Source organism: Deltaproteobacteria bacterium, from assembly GCA_020845895.1.
In the GTDB taxonomy this organism is placed as follows: domain Bacteria; phylum Lernaellota; class Lernaellaia; order JACKCT01; family JACKCT01; genus JADLEX01.
The window spans coordinates 101719-121406 of record JADLEX010000057.1; the positions used below are offsets into that span (position 1 = coordinate 101719).

Annotated in this window: 17 protein-coding genes and 1 pseudogene; 13 read left to right on the forward strand and 5 right to left on the reverse strand. The window is 64.3% G+C overall.

The features are described 5' to 3' along the window. Positions 1-34: 34 nt before the first annotated feature. The 4 genes from mutS to IT350_08060 are packed head-to-tail and all read left to right on the forward strand — an operon-like array spanning position 35 to position 6622. Positions 35-2668, forward strand: a complete 2634-nt coding sequence (mutS, locus tag IT350_08045) for a DNA mismatch repair protein MutS (protein MCC6157991.1) — start codon at positions 35-37, stop codon at positions 2666-2668. Beyond that, entirely contained in the window at positions 2665-4419 is a 1755-nt protein-coding gene (locus tag IT350_08050) for an N-acetylmuramoyl-L-alanine amidase (protein ID MCC6157992.1), read from the forward strand. The genes mutS and IT350_08050 overlap by 4 nt, the downstream gene beginning before the upstream one ends. Next, entirely contained in the window at positions 4416-5312 is an 897-nt protein-coding gene (gene xerD, locus IT350_08055; protein MCC6157993.1) for a site-specific tyrosine recombinase XerD, read from the forward strand. Before IT350_08050 ends, xerD begins: the two co-directional genes overlap by 4 nt. A 2-nt stretch (positions 5313-5314) precedes the next feature. Next, positions 5315-6622, forward strand: coding sequence for a CCA tRNA nucleotidyltransferase (locus tag IT350_08060; protein MCC6157994.1), 1308 nt, complete (start codon positions 5315-5317; stop codon positions 6620-6622). A 66-nt stretch (positions 6623-6688) separates the two neighbouring features. Here IT350_08060 and IT350_08065 read toward each other — a convergent pair whose 3' ends face one another. After that, complete coding sequence (locus IT350_08065; GenBank protein ID MCC6157995.1) at positions 6689-7501, reverse strand: flagellin FliC; 813 nt, start codon at positions 7499-7501, stop codon at positions 6689-6691. A 272-nt stretch (positions 7502-7773) separates the two neighbouring features. On the opposite strand from IT350_08065, the pseudogene IT350_08070 reads away from it, so the two are divergent. Beyond that, positions 7774-8553: pseudogene (locus IT350_08070) on the forward strand (MBL fold metallo-hydrolase). A 12-nt stretch (positions 8554-8565) separates the two neighbouring features. On the opposite strand, the gene ispH reads toward IT350_08070, so the two are convergent. Together ispH and IT350_08080 are read right to left on the reverse strand one after the other, a co-directional pair. Further along, positions 8566-10311 (reverse strand): 4-hydroxy-3-methylbut-2-enyl diphosphate reductase, encoded by a 1746-nt coding sequence (ispH, locus tag IT350_08075; GenBank protein ID MCC6157996.1) that lies wholly within the window; start codon positions 10309-10311, stop codon positions 8566-8568. Between the two features lie 18 nt (positions 10312-10329). Continuing rightward, the gene (locus IT350_08080) at positions 10330-11172 is read right to left on the reverse strand and encodes a prolipoprotein diacylglyceryl transferase (GenBank protein ID MCC6157997.1); all 843 of its coding nucleotides are present in this window, start codon (positions 11170-11172) and stop codon (positions 10330-10332) included. Between the two features lie 326 nt (positions 11173-11498). Between IT350_08080 and IT350_08085 the strand changes: the two genes are divergently transcribed. Beyond that, on the forward strand, positions 11499-12953 hold the full coding sequence (locus IT350_08085; GenBank protein ID MCC6157998.1) for a hypothetical protein: 1455 nt from the start codon (positions 11499-11501) through the stop codon (positions 12951-12953). Positions 12954-13020: 67 nt separating this feature from the next. Then, positions 13021-13230 carry a hypothetical protein gene (locus tag IT350_08090; GenBank protein ID MCC6157999.1) on the forward strand — a complete coding sequence of 70 codons (210 nt, stop codon included), beginning with the start codon at positions 13021-13023 and terminating at the stop codon, positions 13228-13230. A 24-nt stretch (positions 13231-13254) separates the two neighbouring features. Here IT350_08090 and IT350_08095 read toward each other — a convergent pair whose 3' ends face one another. After that, positions 13255-13440 (reverse strand): hypothetical protein, encoded by a 186-nt coding sequence (locus tag IT350_08095; GenBank protein ID MCC6158000.1) that lies wholly within the window; start codon positions 13438-13440, stop codon positions 13255-13257. Between the two features lie 244 nt (positions 13441-13684). Between IT350_08095 and hemB the strand changes: the two genes are divergently transcribed. Further along, entirely contained in the window at positions 13685-14656 is a 972-nt protein-coding gene (gene hemB / locus IT350_08100; GenBank protein ID MCC6158001.1) for a porphobilinogen synthase, read from the forward strand. Here the strand turns inward: hemB and IT350_08105 are convergent. After that, entirely contained in the window at positions 14645-16129 is a 1485-nt protein-coding gene (locus IT350_08105) for a serine/threonine protein kinase (GenBank protein ID MCC6158002.1), read from the reverse strand. The two genes, hemB and IT350_08105, sit on opposite strands and share 12 nt — an antisense overlap. Positions 16130-16337: 208 nt before the next feature. Between IT350_08105 and IT350_08110 the strand changes: the two genes are divergently transcribed. The 5 genes from IT350_08110 to IT350_08130 all read left to right on the forward strand — a co-directional run bounded on the left by IT350_08110 (position 16338) and on the right by IT350_08130 (position 19678). Next, entirely contained in the window at positions 16338-16955 is a 618-nt protein-coding gene (locus IT350_08110; protein ID MCC6158003.1) for a hypothetical protein, read from the forward strand. A 132-nt stretch (positions 16956-17087) separates the two neighbouring features. Next, a complete protein-coding gene (gene gspG, locus IT350_08115) occupies positions 17088-17573 on the forward strand; it encodes a type II secretion system major pseudopilin GspG (GenBank protein MCC6158004.1) in 486 nt (161 codons plus the stop codon). Positions 17574-17769: 196 nt separating this feature from the next. After that, positions 17770-18294 carry a hypothetical protein gene (locus IT350_08120; protein ID MCC6158005.1) on the forward strand — a complete coding sequence of 175 codons (525 nt, stop codon included), beginning with the start codon at positions 17770-17772 and terminating at the stop codon, positions 18292-18294. Continuing rightward, a complete protein-coding gene (locus IT350_08125; protein ID MCC6158006.1) occupies positions 18291-18830 on the forward strand; it encodes a prepilin-type N-terminal cleavage/methylation domain-containing protein in 540 nt (179 codons plus the stop codon). The genes IT350_08120 and IT350_08125 overlap by 4 nt, the downstream gene beginning before the upstream one ends. After that, positions 18827-19678 carry a prepilin-type N-terminal cleavage/methylation domain-containing protein gene (locus IT350_08130; GenBank protein MCC6158007.1) on the forward strand — a complete coding sequence of 284 codons (852 nt, stop codon included), beginning with the start codon at positions 18827-18829 and terminating at the stop codon, positions 19676-19678. The genes IT350_08125 and IT350_08130 overlap by 4 nt, the downstream gene beginning before the upstream one ends. Positions 19679-19688 lie beyond the last annotated feature (10 nt).

The following is a 19688-nucleotide window of genomic DNA, read 5'->3' on the forward strand; positions in this document are numbered from 1 at the left end:
CGCGTCCGTCACGACCATCAGGACCGCCGCTCCGATGAGCAAAATGCAACTGACGCCCGCGATGCGCCAGTGGTACGAGGTGAAGCAGCGTTACCCCGACCACCTCGTGCTGTTTCGCATGGGCGATTTCTACGAGACCTTTTACGAGGACGCCGAGCGCGCCTCGAAGCTGCTCGATATCGCCCTCACCTCGCGCGCCAAGGAAGCCGATCAGCCGATCCCCCTCGCGGGCGTGCCCTTTCACGCGCTGAACGGCTACCTTTCCAAGCTCGTGCGCGCCGGCGTGAAGGTCGCGATCTGCGAGCAGGTCGAGGACCCGAAGGCCGCCAAGGGCCTCATCAAGCGCGAAGTGACGCGCGTCGTCACGCCCGGCGTGGCGCTCGAATCCGAGACCCTCGACGAGCGCGCGAACAACTACCTGATGGGGATCGTGCGCGACCGCGACCGGTGGGGCTTCACCATCGCGGAACTGACCACCGGCGAATTCCTGATGGGCCACTTCGTGGACGATCAAAAACTCGTCGCCGAGATCGTGCGTCGCGAGCCCGCCGAGATCGTCGCGCCCGAGTCGCTGCGTGAAGACGCGGCGCTCACCGCCGTCATCAAAGCCGCGGGCGTGGGCATGGTGTCGTGGCTTCGCGACGACGCGTTCGCGCTCGAAACCGCCCTCGCCTCGCTCGACGTGCAATTTCCCGAAGACAAGATCCGCGACATGGACGCGGACAAACTCGGCCCCGCCCTGCGCACAGCCGGCGGCGTGCTCTCGTATCTGCTCGAGACGCAGCTTCGCGAACTGGGGCACATCAACCGGCTGCGCGTCTTTACCGACGAGCAGTTCATGGTCGTCGACGAGACGACCAAGCGCAATCTGGAACTCGTGTCGAGCATGCGCGAAGGCGGGCGGCGCGGCAGCCTGCTCGGCCTGCTCGACGAAACCGTGACGGCCATGGGCGCGCGGCTGTTGCGCCAGTGGATTCTCTATCCGCTGCTCTCCGTGAAGGAGATCGCTCGGCGCCACGACGCGGTCGAGAGCCTTTTTCGCGCGCCGGTGTCGCGCCGCGCCCTGCGCGAACTGCTCTCGCGCATCGCCGACCTCGAGCGCCTCGCCGGGCGCATCAGTCTTGCCGCGTGCAACGCGCGCGACCTCGTTTCGCTTCGCACGAGTCTGGAGATGCTGCCGCAAGTGCGCGGTCGACTCGCCGATTTCGACGCGCCGCTACTCACCGAGATGGCGCGGCAGCTCGACGACCTGCACGACGTGCGCGAACTGGTGGACGCGGCGATCGACGACGAACCGCCGATCACGCTGCGCGACGGCGGTCTCATCAAAGCGGGCTGGAACGCCGAGCTGGACGACCTGCGCGCGATCGAACGCGACGGCAAATCGTACCTGTCGGAGATGGAGGCGCGCGAGCGCGAACGCTCGGGCATCGGGAGCCTGAAGATCCGTTACAATTCGGTCTTCGGCTACTACATCGAAATCAGCAACGCGCACAAAGACCGCATCCCCATCGACTACACGCGCAAGCAGACGCTCGTGAACGCCGAACGTTACATCACCGAGGAACTCAAGATTTACGAGGAAAAGGTCCTCACGGCGCGCGACCGGATCGTTGATCTCGAGTACACGCTGTTCGGCGCGGTGCGCGAGCGCGTCGCGGCCGAGGTCACGCGCATCCAGGCGACCGCCGCGCGGCTCGCGACGCTCGACGTGCTCGCGACCTTTGCCGAGCTCGCCGAGGCGAACGCGTACGTCAAGCCCGCGATCGACGAGTCGGACCGCATCGACATCTCCGAGGGGCGACACCCGGTCGTCGAGCGCACGAACCCGGGCGAGCGTTTCGTCCCCAACGACACAATCCTCGATCCCGAGGGCGACCAGATCCTCGTCATCACCGGGCCCAACATGGCGGGCAAATCGACATACATCCGCCAGGTCGCGCTCGTCGTGCTGATGGCGCAGATCGGCTCGTTCGTGCCGGCCCGCGAGGCGCGCATCGGCGTCGTCGATCGCATCTTCACGCGCGTCGGCGCGTCCGACAACCTCGCGCGCGGCCAGTCCACGTTCATGGTCGAGATGATGGAAACGGCGCACATCCTGCGCGAGGCGACGGCGAAGAGCCTCGTCATCCTCGATGAGATCGGTCGCGGCACCAGCACCTTCGACGGCCTGTCCATCGCTTGGGCCGTGACGGAGTACCTGCACGACGTGCCCGAGCGCCGCGCGAAGACGCTGTTCGCCACGCACTTCCACGAGCTCGTCGATATCGGCCGCGAGCGCAAGCGCGTTCGCAACTACAACATCGGCATCATCGAGCGCGATGACCGGCTGATTTTCCTTCACCGCATCCTGCCCGGCGGCACGAACCGCAGCTACGGCATCCAGGTCGCGCGGCTCGCCGGCCTGCCCGATCCCGTCGTCTCCCGCGCGAAAGAGATTCTCGCGAATCTGGAGAAGGGCGAGCTCGACGAGATCGGCCGCGCTAGGCTCGCCCACCACGCCGCGGAGGACGGCAACGGCCGCCGGGGGCAGCTCCAGCTCTTCGCGGCGACGCCGGCGCGATCGCCGATGGAGGACGAGCTTCGCGCGCTCGACACGAACGGGCTGACCCCGCTGCAGGCCCTGCAATTCCTCTGCGAACTCAAGGCCCGGATCGAGCGCGCATGAAACGCCTCCTCGCGGCCGCGCTGGTTCTGGTGGCTCTCGCGGCAGCAGGGAGCGTCGCCGCAGCGGCGGACGGCCAAACGCAGTTCGCCAAGGCCAAGGCCGCCTACCTCGCCTTCCTCAAGGAGGACGGCAAGAAGGTCTATCGTCACAACTGGGTGCGTCACATCGATCAGTTCCGGCGCTTGCACAAGGCCGCGCCCAAAGCCGCGTACGCCGACGACGCCTTGTTTCTGGCGGCGAGCGCGTATCTGGAACTCCACGCGTGGAGCGGCCAAGCGGCCGACGCGAAGCAGGCCGTGACGATCTACGATCAACTGTTGAAGGGCTATCCCAAGAGCCCCTTCGCCGACGACGCGCTGGTGAAAAGCGGCGCGGCGCTCGAAAAGCTGAATCGCCCCGCCGAGGCGCAAGAGCATTACGCGCGATGCGTGAAGAGTTATCCCAAAGGCGACCTGACCTTGAAGGCCCGCGAGGGCGCAAAGCGCCTGGCCAAGCACGCGGCGAAACCGCCGCCGACGAACATCGCGGAGACGAAGCCGCCCGCCGCGGCGCCGTCGCCGTCGCCGTCTCCCGGACCGGTCGGCACGCCCGCGCCTGACAGCCCCGTGGCGCAGCCGGGCGAGCCGGCGGCCGCGACACCGGTCGCGGAAGCGTTCGCCGACGGGGACACAATCCCGCTCGAGATCTTCACCGCGCCGACGATCGTGGGCGTGCAGAACTGGACGAACCCCGACTACACGCGCATCGTCATCGAACTCTCCGACGAAACGCCGTACACCACGAACCTGCTGGAACAGCAGCCCGGCCAGAACCTGCCGCGCCGTCTGTACATCGACTTTCGCGACTGCGGCATCGCGTCCGCGGTGGCCAAGGAGATGCCGCTCGCCGACGGCCTGTTGCAGCGCGTCCGCGTCGGGCAATTCGACGAAAAAACCGCGCGCGTCGTGCTCGACATCGAGAGCATCGAAAACTATCAGATCTTCCCGATGCTCGAACCGTTTCGCATCGTCATCGACGTACAGGGGCGAACCAAGACCGCCGCGACGCCCACGCCGCCGCCGGACCAGCCCAAGCCGAAAAAGACGTTTCTCGTCGTGCTCGACGCGGGGCACGGCGGCAAAGACACCGGCGCGATGAGCCGAGGCGGCGACCGCGAATCGCTTCTCACGCTTTCCATCGTGAAACGCGTGGAAAAAGAACTGAAAAAAGATGCCCACATCCGCACGCTGCTCTCGCGCCCGACGGATCACTTCATCACGCTGCCGCAGCGGCCCGCGATCGCGAACAAGGCGAACGCCGACCTGTTCGTCTCGGTGCACATCAACGCCGCGCGCAACGTCGGCGCATCCGGCATCGAGACGTTCCACTTCTCGCCCAAGGCGAACCGAGAGGACTGGGCGCTCGTCGCCGCGGAAAACGCCACGGCCGAGGAGCGCGTGGAGCAGATGAACGCCGTGCTCGCCGCGCTGTCGCTGTCGTACAAAAAGGTCGAAAGCAACCACCTCGCCGCGCTGGTGCAGAAGAACATGCTGACGCACACGCGGCGAATGCACTCCAATGTCGTCTCCAGGCCCGTGCGCAGCGCGCCGTTTTATGTTCTGCTGGGCGCGAAGATGCCGGCGATTCTGGTGGAGTGCGGGTTCATCACGAACAAGACCGAACTCGCGCGGCTCAAGAGCGACGCCTATCAGGACGCGCTGGCGAAGGGCATCGCGGACGGCATCCGCGAATACCTGTCGGGCTATCAATGAGCGAACTGGACGGATGGATCGACCGCTACTTCGTGTACCTTCGGGCCGAGAAGGGGCTCGCGGACAACACGCTCGACGCCTACGCCCGCGACCTCGCCCTCTTCGTCGACTACTGCGAGCGCGAGGGCATCGACCGGCCGGACCGCGTCGACCGCGCCCACCTGATGCAGTTCACCGGCGAGCGCCGCGAGGCGGGGCGCAGCGCGCGAACGGCCGCGCGAAACCTGATCGCCGTGCGCGGATTTCTGCGTTTTCTGGAAATCGAGGGCGGCGTGAAGACCGATCCGTCCGAACTCGTCGCCCTGCCGCGCGCGCGCACCGACCTGCCCGACGTGCTCACCGTGGACGAAGTCGACGCGCTCATCGCCGCGCCCGACCGAAAGACGCCCGCCGGACTGCGCGATGCGGCCATGCTGGAACTGTTGTACGCGACCGGCCTTCGCGTCTCGGAGTTGATCGGCCTGGCGACGACGCAGGTCCACTTCGATGCTGGGTTCGTACGCACCTTCGGCAAGGGCGCGAAGGAGAGACTGGTGCCTTTCGGCGACGGGGCCGAGCGCGCGTTGCGCGACTACCTCGAACTGGGACGCGGCGCGCTGCTCAAGGGCCGAATGAGCGAGGCGCTTTTCGTGACGAATCGAGGCGGCCCGATGACGCGGCAGAACTTCTGGACGCTGGTCGGCAAGCTCGCGTCGAGGGCGGGAATCCGAAAAAAGATCCACCCGCACACGCTGCGCCACAGCTTCGCGACACACTTGCTGGAGCACGGCGCGGACCTGCGCGTCGTGCAGACTTTGCTCGGTCACTCGGACATTTCGACGACCTCGATCTACACGCACGTCGAACGCGAGCGACTCAAGCGCGTGCACAAATCGGCGCATCCGAGGGGGTGATCGTGAAAACTTCCGACGACACGCTGGAAGACCTCGCCGCGAGATTTCGGACGTCCGTCCCGGCCGCAATCCTGCGCCGCGTGCGCGCGATCGCGACGTGGACGCGCGAAGACGCAGCGCGCTGCGCCCTGGTGGGCGGACCCGTGCGCGATCTGCTGTTGGGTGCGCCGAACATCGACATCGACCTCGCCGTCGAGACGGACGTTCGCGCCCTCGTCCGTCGCGCCGAACGCGAGTGGGGCTGCGAAGCTCGCTATTACGACGCGTTCGAGACGGCGACGCTGCTCTTCGAAGACGGTTCGAAGATCGACCTCGCGCGTACCCGCACGGAGACCTACGCGCAGCCCGGCGCACTGCCCGACGTCGAGCCGGCATCGCTCGACGACGACCTGCGGCGACGCGATTTTACGATCAACGCGATGGCCCTCGTCGTTCGCGGCGATGGATTCGAGCGCCTGCTCGATCCCTTTGACGGTCGGTCCGATCTCGCACGACGATGGGTTCGGATGCTGCACCGGGCGTCGTTTCTCGACGATCCCACGCGCATCTACCGCGCGGCCCGATTCGCCGGTCGATTGAATTTTCGCGTCGAGACGAAAACGGCCCGACGGATTCTCTCGGCCGTCGCGGCCTTCGCTCCGGCAAGCGTGAGCGCGGCGCGGCTGGCCCGCGAGATGCGGCTGATCCTCTCGGAGGCGCACCCCGTTCCGGCGCTATGGCTCGTGCAGCAGTTTCGCGCCGAGCGTTTCGTTTTCCCGAATCTGGACCGTGATACGAAGCCGCTGCGTCGATTGGCCTGCACGGACGCCTTTGTGAGGCGCTTGGATCACGCACCGCTTCTCGACTTCGTAACGATGCGCGCGGTCGCGCTGGCCTGGGACTGGCCGGAGGCGGCTGCCGTCGAATGGCTCATCGCGCTCGGCGTTCCGTCCTCCGCGGCGCAACGACTTGCGGCCGATGCCGCTCGCGCTCCTGAGGTCGTGCGCGAGCTGCTCGCATTTCCGCGACAGCGAAGAGACGAGCGGTTGTTGGCTTTCGACGGTATGCGCGACGAGGCGCTCGCGGTCGTGGCGTTCTTGTCGAACGAAGTCGTTCGCCATTGCGTGGCGCGGTATTGGGAGATTCGACCCCTGAAGAAAGTCCAATTGACCGGCGACGACCTGCAGGCGATGGGAATTCGGCCCGGGCCGGGGATCGGACGGGCGTTGGCGGAGCTGCGACGGGCGGTCTGGCGCGGCGATGCGGGCGCTGATCGCGAGACGCAACACCGCTGGATGGAAGAGAGCTTGAAAAAACTATCCCAGCGTTGATGCCGATCCGGAAAGAACGACCGGGGGCGGACCCCCGGTCGTTCATGTCGTCGATGGAAACTCGGTTTAGCCGAGCAGCGAGAGGGCGACGGTCGGCGACTGGTTCGCCTGGGACAGAACCGACACACCGGCCTGCTGCAGGATGCTGAACTTGGTCAGGTTCGCCGTCTCGGCCGCGATATCGACGTCGCGGATACGGGATTCGGCGCCCGTCAGGTTTTCCACCTGGTTTTCGATGTTCGCCACGATCGACTCGAACCGGTTCTGCAAGGCGCCGAGGGCGGAACGGCGGCTCGACACGGTGCCGATGGCCGTCGTGACCGACGACAGAGCGCTCTGCGCGTTCGTGACGGTGCTGATCGAGGTGGTCAGGGTCAGGGCGGCGGAGTCGACGTCCGAAACCGAAATGCTGATCGTCTCGGTCGAGGTGACGCCGATCTGGATCGTCGTGTCGAGGGAGCCGTCGAGCAGCGAGGTGTCGTTGAACCGCGTGTTGTCCGCGATTCGCGTGATTTCCGTGCGCAGCGCCTGGAATTCCTGATTCAGGAACCCTCGCTCCTGCGTGCCGACCGTGCCGGTCGCGGCCTGCTCGGCCAGTTCCTTCATGCGGATCAGCGAGCTGCTGATTTCGTTCATCGATCCTTCAGCGGTCTGGATCAACGAAATCGCGTCCGAGGCGTTGCGGCCGGCCTGGCTGAGGGCGCGGACGTTGGAACGCAATTTCTCGGAAATCGCGAGACCCGCGGCGTCGTCGCCGGCGCGGTTGATGCGGAGACCGGAAGACAGGCGCTCGAGGCTTTTCGACAAGCCGCCCTGCGACTTGTTGATGTTGCGCTGAGCGTTCAGAGACGAGACGTTATTGGTGATAACGAGACCCATGAGAATCCTCCTTGATTCGCGTCCGTGTGGGTAACAATCCTTTGTTATCCATTTCGATTTTTAGAGTTGGGTGTCCTTCGTGGATCCCCAACTTTGCGCCCGGTCAAGGCGTTGATTTTGGCGGTGTTGACCTGGCCGACCCCCCAATTCCGTGTTCGCAGTCTTTTTATCGGCCCCGCCGCACCCGGGCTTAAGTTCTTTTTTTGGGATTTCGCGGTCTTGCAGCCGTTCGCCGGCGCCTCCATGATGTCGTCGTTGGGGGTCCAACCGCCATGCTCCACGTCACGCGACTCGATGCCGCGACGATGATTGTCGAGATTGGGTCCGTGCGTCTGGTGACCGACCCGGTGTTCGATCCGGTCGGAACCGAGTCCCACTTCGGTTTCGGGACCCGTTCGCGAAAACTGACGAATCCGCCAATAAAGCCGAATGAAATCGGCCCGATTGACGCGGTACTGCTCTCCCACGATCACCATGCCGACAATCTCGACGACGCCGGGCGCACCCTGCTGCCCGGCGCCCGCACCGTCCTGACGACGCACTCAGGGGCCGCCCGGCTACGGGGGAACGCACAGTGATTGCAGGCTGGGCAACAAATCTTCGTCACGGGTTCCGACGGCTTTCGGGTCCGCGTCACCGCCGCGCCGGCCCGGCATGGACCGCCGTTTTCCCTGCCGTTCGTCGGACCGGTGATTGGATTTTTTCTCGAATGGGACGGGCAGCGGGACGGCGGGTTGTGGATCTCCGGGGACACGGTGTGGTACGGCGCGCTGGCGTCGTTTTTCGTCAGGCGAAGGGTCGGAACCGCCATTTTGCACCTCGGCCGGGCGGCGTTTTCTTCCACGGGTCCGATCCGCTACACGATGAACACCCGCGACGCGATTCAGGCGACGCACGCCATCGGCGCCGCGCGCATCGTGCCGGTCCACTTCGATGGATTCACGCATTTTTCCGAGGGTCGAAAGGACGTGGAACGAGCCTTCGCGGTCGCGGGGCTCGCCGACCGATTGCTTTGGCTGCCGCACGCGCAGCGAACGGCCGTCGAATGTTAGTCCGGATCGCGGTCAGATTCCGCCGAGCAGGAACATCAGCAGTGCGGCGGCGAGAAAGTGCGAATCGACGACGAGATCGCGCATGACGACCCCCCGCTCAAAGGTCGGCGGATGGGAGATCAGGTAGACGAGTTCCCCGAGCGCCCAGGCCCCGAGCGCCCACGCGGATAGCGGGAACAACCCCACCGCCGCAAAGCCCATGAGTCCGACGCCGAGTCCCCCGGCCGCGTGTAGCAGGTACCGGGCCGTTTTTTTCTCGCCGAGCACGAGCGGCAGCGTCTCACGACCGACGAGCCGGTCCGCGTTCATATCGGTCAGATCCACGACCACCGAACGCATCGCGGTGACGACGAAGAGGAATACGAACGCGAGAATCGTTCGCACGAAATCGGGATCTGCGGAGAGGAAGAAGATCGGAAAAATGGACACCATCGCCCAGGCCGAGGCGACGAAGAAGTTTTTGCTGGCGGCGATGTCCTTGAGCCGGCGGAAGCCAACGGTTTTCATGAATCGTTTGGGAACGATTTTTACGGAGTAGAGCACGCCGATCACGCTCGCGCCGAGAATCAGCAGGAACGGCAACACGCCCATCCACACGCTGATGGCGAGGGCGATCGCACCCGAACCGACGCCGATCACCCGCATCAGCTTGCCGTGCTTTTCGTAGAACCGAACGCGGGCCGGGTCGTCGCGGAACTGGTCGAGATTGCGTTCCGTGAACCGGTTGAGCACGTGCATCGACAGCACGTAGAAGAACGCCAACCAGAAGAACGGCGACGAAAACGGCACGCCCTGAAGCGCCGCGCCCACATAACACAACGCGCCCGCCGCAAGGCTCGTGAACACGTTGGTGACGACCATCGTGGTCAACGCGAATTTGATCTTGGAGAGTACCGGATTCTTGCTGCGGTCCTCGAGCGTCTTGAGGTACGCCATGACGCGGTCGATGCTCCACGCGGGCGTGGACGCGCCGGCGGTGACGCCGATCTTCGCGTAAGGCGTGAAGTCCACGCCCATGAGCTCGTCCTCGCTCTCGACGTGCCACGTCGGCAGGCGGAACTCCTCGGCGGCGATCTGCGCGAGGCGCGTCGTGTTGCCCGAGTTCTTTCCGCCGATGACGATCATCGCCTCGACCTCGCGGCACAGTTCCAGAATGTCGTCCTGCCGCTCGATCGTCGCGTCGCACATCGTGTCCTTCACGATGACCTCGGGAAACTCCTGACGGGCGAGCGCCATCGTCCGGTTCCACTCGGCGACGTTGGTCGTCGTCTGCGTGACGAGGATGATCCGCTCGTGCCCCATTTCTTTCACGCGGTAAAGATCCTCCGCCTTGTCGATGATGATCGAGTTGCCTTCGCCCGCGAACCCGATGAGGCCCTGCACCTCGGGGTGGTGGGGCTCGCCGTAAATCACGACGAAGTGGCCCTTGCGCTTGTAGACATCGACGAGCTTCTGGACCTTCACCACCACGGGGCAAGTCTGATCGAAGATCTTCTCGGCGCGGGTCTCGAGTTCGGCGCGGACCTGGGGCGAAACGCCGTGCGTGCGAATGATGGCGACACCGCCGCTGATCTCCTCGACGGTCTTCGCGACACCGATATCGCGGTGCTTGAGCAGGTCGATGACCTGCGGATTGTGGACGAGTGGACCGAGCGTGGTGACCTTCGTTCCGGGCGGAACGTCCACCTCGAGGGTCTTATTCAGGGCTCGCCTGACGCCCCAGCAGAATCCGGCCGTTTTGGCCAGAACGAATTCCATCTCGCCGCTCCCGCGCGGTCAGCGCTTCGAAAATGCCTTCAGCGGCGGCGGTTCGCATACGTCCGCGCGCTTCAGCTTTCCGGCGGATACTAGGGCTTTTCTCCGGCGGACGATTATGGCGAGGATCATAGCGGCGGTCACGAGGGCGACGCTGATCCACTGGCTTGTGGTGAGAAACCCGTATCGTCCCCGGGCGGCGTCGCCGCGCACGAGCTCGATCAGGAACCGACCGACCCCGTAAAACATGAGTTGCAGCGCGAAGAGCTCACCGTAAAACCGATTCTTCTTTCGGTCGCGATACGCGACCATCACGCCGAACATCAGCAACCCCCAAAACGCCTCGTAGAGCTGCGTCGGGTGGACCGGCACCTCGCCGAAAGCTTTATGGGCTCGTGCGCCGACGGGATAGACCACACCCCAAGGCATGTCCGTCGGCGCGCCGTAGCAGCACCCCGCCATGAAACATGCCAGCGACCGGTGGACGAGCAGACCCAGTCCGAAATAGGTCGAGGCGATGTCCTGCATCGGCAGGATGGGGTGTCGTTTGTAGGCGAGGTATCCCCAACTTCCCGCGACGGCCCCGAGGTAACCGCCGTAAAGCACGACGCCGGTGTTGGCGATGAAAATGCGCTTGGGATCCTCGATGTACCAGCCGGTGTTGACGATCACGTCCAGCAGGCGCGATCCGACGAGCACACCGAAAAGCGTCCAGATGAACGCCTTGAGTGCGATCTCCTCGGAAAATCCCTCCTTTTTTGCCCGCCGGACCGTGAGGAAGATCCCGAGAAGCAGCGAGAGCGGATAGAAGACTTGGTAGAAGTGGATCTCTTTTCCGCCGATGGTCAGGAGAATGGGGTGCATGCGCCTGTGTGCTCCCGGTGAAATGCGCCCGTGAAAGGCGCGCACGCTGCTTAACGCAATCACCTCGATCCGTCAAAGGCGTCGCGATGGCCGGGAATTCGGGCGGATCTCGACCTTGTCGCCTTGTCATCCAAACGGCCATTTCGGCACAGGAAATGACGGTATTCGCGACGGAAAAAATCTCAAAAAAACTGAATTTACATAGTTTTTTCATATAGTTATCTTGCATCCCTGTGTGTCGGGCGGGAAAAAAGAATTTGACACTCTGGAGTTCGACCACTAGAATCCGCGCTGGTTTCGGCACCTACCTCAGGAGGGTTTTTATCATGCTTCGTTGGCAATGGACCTTGGCGCTCGTCGTGATGCTGGCGGCGAGCCTTTCCGTGACCGCTTGCGGCGGCGGCGATGACGACGACGATGGCGGCGACGACGACGACACCATGACGGACGACGACACCACCGATGACGACACCACCGATGACGACACCACCGATGACGACACCACCGACGACGACACCACCGACGACGACGACACCACCGACGACGACACGACCGACGACGATACCACCGACGACGACACCGACGACGACGAAGTCTTTTTGATCGACTTCGAGGATTACGCGGTCGGCGACCTCGGCGCCCCTTGGGACGTGTTGGTCAGCGGCGCCTCGACCCATGAAGTCGCGGCCCTGGTCAAAGACGGCTCCGGTAAAGCGCTGTTCCAGGACGGCGGCGTTGCGGAGCAGATCGACGGCTACGCGCTCGTTGAATACCAATTTCCCGATATCGACGAGGACTGCACGATCTCGTTCGACGTGAAACCGGTCGACAACAATGCCGACTGGGGCTTCCGCGTTCTGCAGAATTACGAAGATTTGGCTCTCACCGAGTCGCAGCTTGTCATCGAGGACGGCGCGGTCAAGGCTTTTGACGCGACGACCTTCACGACCACCGACTGCGCCGCTTCGGTGGCAGGGGCGGACTGGACCAACGTGGCGCTGGTGTTCGACTTCGCGGGCGGCACCTACTCGGTGGAGATCGACGGTACGCCGACCGATTGCGAAGACTTCGCGATGATTTACGCCGACGGCACGCCGCTGGGCTTCGTCCAGTTCATCGACTGGAGCGACCAGGGATACGTCGGCGACTTCCAGATTGACAACATCTTGGGCGAAGACACCACGCCCGCTACGTTGTTCTCGGTCGACTTCGAATCTTACAGCGTCGGACCGCTGACCACGCCGTGGTTCACCTCATATGGCGGCGGCGGAACGGCGGACATCGTCAGCCTCGTGGCCGGCGACGGCGCGGGCAAGGTGCTGGAGATCGACGGAGTCGACACGACGCCGGCGGATTACGTCCTCTCTACCTACCAATTTACCGACGTTTCCGATGACCTCGACATCAGCTTCGACGTCATGCTCGTCGATTCCAACGCCGACTTCGGATTCCGGACCTACCAGAATTATCTGGGGTACCCCGCACCCGAAACTCAGATCGAAGTGGAGAACGAGACCCTCAGTGCCCAGGACTTCACGGGGGCGGTGCTGGTCGAGTGCGGCGATCTGTTGTCCGGCGCCTGGCACAACGTCAAGGTCCACCACGATTTCGCCGGAGGCACCTACTCGGTGCTGATCGATGAAACCGCCACGGATTGCACGGACATCGGCATGTATTGGGGCGACGGGACTCCGTTCGGCTACATCCAGGTCATCGACTGGGGCGACGTGGATTTGGGCGGAGACGTCTGGTTCGACAACTTCCTCGGCGTGATCCCCTGAAAGGCAATTTGACGGACTCTCGGAAGGGCGCGAGCGATCGCGCCCTTTCTCTTTTCGGAGGTCAACGGTGGACGGGCTCTACGAAACGCACGACCGGTCGATGGACACCGAGCTGAAATTCTGCCCGATGATCCGCGAACGATGCCGGGGGGCCGAATGCCAGTGGTGGGTCCTCGACTTCGTGGAGGACAAACAGACGTATCGCGCGGACTGCGCCGTGACGCTCGCGGCGAAAGGACTGACCGACGAAAGCCTTCTGAGGCTCGCGCGAAGGTGAATCCGAGGCGTCTTCGTCCCGCGTCTAACGGCTGACGCGGTCGGACTGCTCGGCGTTCACCAGAACCTTGCGTTCGGACGACTTGCGCCTGCGATCGACCTCGTGGTGATGCCGGCGCAGGTTGCGCCGAACCATCCGGGCGATCTCTTCCTCCGTGAGCGTCGGGGACAACAATGCCGCGTCACGTTCCAAACGGTCGCTTGCCGACATCTTCGGCCTCCTTCCTCGACTTTTACGGCCCCCGCCTCGTCAACATCCGGTATGACATGCCGCATTCATCATCATAATCGCACTATCGGTAGTATAGCACAGCTTCGAGAGATGCCAAGGGAAATCCGTCATGGGGCGTGACCGAGATCACAATTCGGTCAGTTTCGCGCGTCCCGCCGGGTCTGGACACGTGACCGCCCGCCCGTAATATCCGTCGGGCCGGTCAACCGTAGGGGGCTCCACGATGCCGTTTCCCATTCAGCGTCCGCGCCGACTGCGTGCGGGCGAAACCCTGCGCCGCATGGTTCGCGAGACCCGTCTTTCGCGCGACAACCTGCTGATGCCGCTCTTCGTCGAGCCCGGAACCGGAGTGGAGCGCCCGATTCCGTCCATGCCGGGACAGTCGCGCTGGTCGGTCGATCGGCTCGTCGAGGAGTGCAAGGCGATCCGCGATCTGGGCATTCCTTCGGTCATTCTGTTCGGAATTCCCGAATCGAAGGACCCCGAGGGAACGCACGGGTACGCCGAGGACGGTATCGTGCAGCAGGCGGTACGCGCGCTGAAAAGTGACGTCCCCGGCCTGGTCGTCGCGACCGACGTTTGCCTTTGCGAATACACGAGCCACGGGCACTGCGGCGTGATCGAGAACGGGAGCGTGGCCAACGACGCGACAATCGAACTCCTCGCCCGGATGGCGGTTTCGCACGCGGAGGCCGGGGCGGACCTCGTGGCGCCTTCCGACATGATGGACGGACGCGTCGGAGCGATCCGCGACGCGCTCGACCTCGCGGGCTTCGCCGAGACCCCGATCATGGCGTACTCGGCCAAGTACGCGTCGGCGTTCTACGGGCCGTTTCGTGACGCGGCCGAGTCGACCCCGGCGTTCGGCGACCGGCGTTCGTACCAGATGGACCCGGCGAATCTCGACGAGGCGATGCGCGAGATCGCGCTCGACGTCGAGGAAGGCGCGGACATCATCATGGTCAAGCCGGCCTTGCCCTACCTTGACGTCATTCGCCGCGCGGCCGACGCGTTCGACCTGCCCGTGGCGGCCTATAACGTCAGCGGGGAGTACTCGATGCTCAAGGCGGCGGCGGCGGCCGGCTGGATCGACCACGACCGCGCCATGCTGGAGATGCTCACCTCCATTCGCCGCGCCGGTGCCCGCATCATCCTGACGTACTTCGCGAAGGACGCCGCCAGACTACTCGGCTGACACGGGCGGACCGATCCGCTCGTACGTCACCACGCCGTTTTTCTCGACGCGAAAGAGCCCGGGGGGGAGTCGAAGAGACGCACCCGCGGGAACATCCACAGCGCCCCACCGCGACGGGACGTCGAACCCACCGGCCACGACACCGGACAAACCGACCTTCACGCGCTTCGCGGTCTTTTCGGTTCCGGGCTCGAAGATCATGTTCACGCCGACGGCGACCCGGCCCGGAAACGTCGTGCGTACCGGCAACTTCGCGCGTTTTTCCACAGCGACAGCCGCTCGCACCGGCGTGAATCCTATCGGCCGATCCCCCACGACGACCAACGTGCCCGGCGGATCGGCGTCGAGATTGAATGCCGTCGCCCCCGGACCTGGGCGCACCTGCGAGATCGGCGGCGGTACGGTTTCGATCTTCGCGTTTCGCCGCGAAAGCGCACCGCCGGAAAGCAGGACCCACGCGAGGACCAACGAAACCGCAGCGCCCGCCGTCGCAATCGCCAGGTCGCGCCATCGCCAATCCCGCTTGTCGCGCGCCCCAATCCGCGCCTGGTCGCCGATTTCGGACGCCATGACCGGCGTCGTCACACGGGCACGTACGTTTTCGCCGGCCTGATCGACGAGCCGCTCGCGCAGAAATGTCGAGAGCGTCGCCGCGTCAAGCGCGAATCCCGATTCGCGGGCGAATTCCAGAATTTCCCGGTAGAAGTCCTCGGCACTCGGGAAGCGATCGGTCGGATCCGATCGCAGCGCGCGCAACACGATCGCCGCGAGTCGCATGGGAAGATCCGGGCGATGAAGATCCGGCCGCGGCACGCGGGCCGCGGCGACTTTTGCCAGAATCTGACGCGTGTCGCCGCCATCGAAGAGGCGACCGCCGACCAGTATTTCCCAAAGCAGCACGCCGCACGCAAAAATGTCGCTTCGAACCGTGGCCGTCTCGCCGCGCGCCTGTTCGGGCGAAAGGTACGGCGGTTTCCCCTTCACGAGCCCGGCACCCGTCGCCCCACGTCGCAGGGCCGCCCGCGAAATGCCGAAGTCACCGAGCTTCGCTTCGCCGGAAAAGGTCAGCAAAACGTTGGATGGCGAGATGTCGCGGTGCACGAGATCGAGCGGACGTCCCAGCGCGTCGCGGGCGTCGTGCGCGTAACGCAGTCCCTCCAGCACGCGCGCGAGAATCGTACATGCGATGGGAATGGGGATGCGTTCGCCGCGAACGGCCAGCGCGTGCATCAATCCCTCGAGGTCGCCCGCGTCGCACCACTCCATGGCGAGGTACAGCCGCCCGGCCTCCTCGCCAAAGTCGAAGGTGTGGACAATCGCTCCGTGGTCGAGGGAGAGCGCGAGGCGCGCCTCGTCGAAAAACGCCTCGCGAAAGGCGGAGTCCGCGGCAAGTTCCGGGCGAATGGTTTTGAGAACGCACAGTTTCGAAGCGCCGCCGGGCGCTTCCATCCGCGCCAGATGGGCCTCGGCCATGCCGCCTTCTCCGATTTTTTTCAGGAGTGCATACCGTGACAGGCTCATAACATGAGTTTATCATGAGGGATTCGGGTCGTACAGGAACCTTGCCGCCCCGCGGCTGTCCACTTTGCCGAAAACGCTCTTTGACACAGTGCGTCAATTCGGATAGGATCGCGCGACATTTGGAGACCCTCGAATGATCGTGACCGCCAGGAAAGCAGAAATGACGCAGTTCGACGAACTCGTCGCGCGCGGCGTAATCATGGGACCTGACCACTTCGTCCTCGGCGACGGGTATGGAAACCCCGGCCACCACTCAAGCCATTTCATTAGCGCGGCGAAGTTTTACGACGCCCGCGACCTGCTGCAGGACTTTTCGCGTCGTCTCACCGAGCGCGTCGCGCATTGGCGCGTCGAAACCATCGTTTCCCCGGACGATCAGTCTCTTCCGGTGGCCCGATTGCTGGGCCGATTGCTGGCCGGAACCTACCGCGTGCCGGCGGTTCCGTGTTGCTCCATGGAGTCCGACCCGCTTCCCACGGGACCCTTGCGCGCGATGATCCACGACGACGTGGTGAGCCGCGGCCGTCAGGCCACCGAGTTGATGGGACGCCTTCGCGAGCGCGGCGTCGAGATCGTCGGCATCTCGTGCCTGTTCCGCCGGATCGATTCGTCGCTGTTCGGCGATGTGCCGATCGCCGCGGCCCTCGCGGAACCGCTCGTCACCTACCCTGCCGCGATCTGCCCCCTGTGCCGCGCCGGAGTTCCGGTCAACACCGATTTCGGAAAAGGCCGTTTTTTTCAGGCCCAGCAGGACGAGCCGGCCGGTTTCGAGATCTGATTCCCGCGCACCAGAGACCGTGATTTCGCCCTCTCGCGCAAACGGCATCGGGGTTGCATAATTCGGACGGGCGGAAGCGATAAACCCCGAAAACCTCGGGTCCACGCGCTTTTGTGCGTAAGGAGGTTCGCGATGCGTTTCTTCATGCTGAGAACACCGTTACACACGCGGGGAACCGCACTGCATGTCGCCGCGGCGGCGGGGCGCGCGGGCCGGCACGGTTCGGCCTCGGGTTTCACGCTGCTGGAAATCATGGTGGTCGTCATCATCATCGGCACAATCGCCGGTCTGGTCGGCGTCAAAGTGCTCGACCGTCTCGAGCAGGCGCGCGAAGAGTCGGCCAAGGCGCAGATGGCGTCGATCCGCAGCGGCCTCGACCTGTTCAAGATGGACAACGGCTTCTATCCGCCGACGGACATCGGCATTCTCGCGCTCGTGCAGCCAAAGCAGGCGGGTTTCGGCGGCGGCGCGGGCAAGGGCAGCTACCTGAACAGCGATCAGCTCCCGGTCGATCCGTGGGGCATGCCGTACGGCTACATGTCGGATGGATTCTCATACACCGTGTGGTCCGGCGGTCCCGACCGGCAGCCGAACACCCCGGACGACGTGCACCCCTGATCGTGCACGACGCGCGTCCGGCCTCGCACGACGCGGGCCGACGCGGTATCATGTCGAGTCTTTCGAGCCCGGACGAAGGTCCGGGTTCGGACGTTTTTCGGACCTGACCATGACGACGCCGTTCGGCCCGCGCCCCACGCGCTCCCCACGATCTCCGCGATCTCCGCGATCCCGCGGTTTTACGCTGCTGGAGATCATGGTCGTCGTCATCATCATCGCGGCCATGGTCACCATCGTCATTCCCCGATTCGGCGACGTCTTCCAGACCAACGTCAAGGGCGCGCTGCGACGGCTCGGCGGAACCATCAAGTTCTGCTTCCACGAGTCGGTCATCAAGCAGTCGATGATCCGGCTGAACATCGACCCGGTGACCGGGGAATACTGGCCGTCGATTCTCGTCACCTCGGGCAACTACGGCGAATTCGTCGATTACGCCAACGAGGTCTTTTCGGGACGCTCGCAACTGCCCGAGGGACTACGTTTCGCGGATGTCGTCACGCCCCACAACACGCAGAAGATGGACCGCGAGGCGGTCTTCATCAGTTTCTTCCCCACCGGCTACGCCGAGCGCGCGGTCATTCACCTCGTCGACGGCACGCAGCAGTTCTATACGATGGTCATCCAGCCGCTGACCGGCGAGGTGGAGCTGCGCGAGGGGTACGTCGACTTCGTCGATCTCGGTCAGGGAACTGGTCCCTTCGGCAAGGGGGGCTCACCATGATCGGTCGGATGCACCGACGCGGCCGAGCGGGTTTCACGCTCATCGAGGTGCTCGTCTCGATGGCGATCTTGTCGATGGTGCTCGTTGTTCTGCTGCAGAACCACGGCATGTCGATTCGGTTGTCCGAACGCGCGCGCAAATCGTCGATCGCCGCGAACCTCGCCCGCGACCTGATGACCGAGGTCGAACTCGAGGGCTTCCCCGAGATCGGCGTCGAGGAGGGCGATTTCACGCAGACCTACCCGGGCCTGTATCCCGGTTTCGTGTGGCAGCGCGAGGTGAACGAGAGCATTTTTCTCGATTACATCCGCGAGGTCACGGTGCGCGTCAGCTATATGGACGGCGATGAGCCGCGCGTGTTCGAGCTCATGGACATCATCGCCGCCAAAACATCGGAGGATCAGGACCTTGCGTCGGCTACGGCGGGTTCCGGCGGCGCGTCGCCATTCGAGAACGCGCTGATGGGCCAGTACGGCGGAGGTTCCGAATCGGGCGGCACCTCGGGCACCACGTCGGGCGGCGAGGACGAGGAATGACGCACGCGAGCCGCCGGGGATTCACGCTTCTCGAAGTGCTCGTGGCGGTCGCCGTCACGGGCATGGTGCTCGCGATCGTGTATTCGGCGTTCGGCCGCACGATCGAGTCGAAGGAGTACGTCGAGATCGGCAACGAGACCTACCACAAGATCCGCTGGGCGATGGACAAGATCACGATGGACCTCGCTTCGGCCTTCGTCTTCCGCGAGGAGGGCAGCAACACGATCTTTTACGGCGTCTCGCACCTCGTCGGCTCCATGCCGATGGACGAAATTCATTTCACGAGTTTTTCCCATATTCGCTACAACCCCGAGGCGCACGAGTCGGACCAGTGCGAGATCTCGTACAAGGTCGCGTGGATTCCCGACGACCAGCGTTTCCAGCTCTGGCGGCGCGAGGACGCGACCCTCGACGACCAGAACCAGACGGGCGGCGAGGAGCTGCAACTGCTCGACGACGTGCTCGCTTTCAATATCCGCTATTACGACGGCTATGAGTGGCGCGACGACTGGGATTCGCGCCCGCTCGCACTCCTCGCCGAGGCGACCGAGGACGACGGATCGGAAGAGGAAACCCAGGTCGAGCAGACAGAGGAGATGGTGCAGGCCGTGCCGATCGCGGTCGAGGTCACGCTCGCCGTCATGGGACCCGACGGATCGCCCATCGTCTTCACGTCGAAGACCAAGCTCGAAATGTCCACGATCGACCTCAACGCCGAGGACGAGGAAACGGACGATGAAACGGGTGGGGCCGAAAAGACCGACGACGAAGGGTCGGGAGGAACCGGCAAGGCGACCGGCGGGTCGGGACGCAGCACGGGCGGCGGCCTGACGGTGGGGGCGGGATGACCACGCGCGC